Source organism: Roseovarius sp. D22-M7, assembly GCF_037083785.1.
Classification (GTDB): domain Bacteria; phylum Pseudomonadota; class Alphaproteobacteria; order Rhodobacterales; family Rhodobacteraceae; genus Roseovarius.
This window is the reverse complement of the sequence record NZ_JBAPKY010000191.1, coordinates 1-928: the sequence shown is the minus strand read 5'-3', so window position 1 is coordinate 928 and position 928 is coordinate 1. Positions and strand designations below refer to the sequence as shown.

The 928-nt window shown below is 63.4% G+C and carries 2 protein-coding genes; both read right to left on the bottom strand.

Annotated features, from left to right (window positions below):
- The coding region (locus tag V8324_RS22060; protein ID WP_336422017.1) for a transposase at window positions 1–335 on the bottom strand (335 nt) is incomplete at its 3' end.
- The coding region (locus V8324_RS22055; protein ID WP_336422016.1) for an IS110 family transposase at window positions 290–928 on the bottom strand (639 nt) is incomplete at its 5' end. The genes V8324_RS22060 and V8324_RS22055, both read right to left, overlap by 46 nt.

Below are 928 nucleotides of genomic sequence, written 5' to 3'. Positions count from 1 at the left end.
TGGGTTGTGTGATTGTCGCGCATGCGTACGATGGCCACGCGATAGACCGCAGCGTTGGCCTGTCGGTTGCCTCCGCGGTTCAGGCGCATCCGGTTCGTCTTGCCGCTGGACGCCGGGATCGGACAAACGCCACAGAGCTTGGCCATGGCGGCTTCGGACTGGATGCGGTCGGGATTGTCCCCGACGAGGATCAGCATCTCGGCCACGGTCATCGTAGAGATGCCGTGCGCCTGCATCAGCTCGGGGGCTCTCTCTCGCACCAACCGGTCAAGCTCTCGGTCATGCGCCTCTATTTCCTCATGCAGCGCGAGCCAGCGCCGAGCGATCGCGGGCATGGCCGCCTTGGCGGAGGCCGTTGGGGACGTGATTTCTCCTGGCCGCATCGCCGCCACATGGCGTACCAGAGTGATCCACCCTCGGCTCCATCGAGCGTATCACGAAGGTCGGCTGGCGCATTCACGATCAACGTTTTCAGCGTGATCATCGCCTGGGACTTGGCCTTCACCGCGCTGTCCCGCGCAACCTTCAGATGCCGGATCATCTCGGATGACCCGGTCTGCGCCTTGGCCTGTGCCGTGGCTTGCCCGTTCATCACTGATCTTGCCGCGCTCTCGGCATCGAGGCTGTCGGATTTACCGTGAAGATGGCGCAGTTGGCGGTTGGGGCGCATGACGTCCCGAACGTCATGCCCCTTGGCCAACAGGTCTCTGGACAGGCCCGCGCCGAATGAGCCGGTCCCCTCGATCCCGAAGGCTTTGACATGTCCGAACCGAGACGCCCAGACTTCGAGATCATGGTGTCCCTTCCGCGTGGCGGGACTGGTCGTACTGCCGAGACGGGCACCCTGCGCGTCTATGGCAACGGCAGCGTGGGTGTTCTTGTGCGTGTCTACGCCGATGATGACGTGTTTCATGGAAGGCCCTTTCAC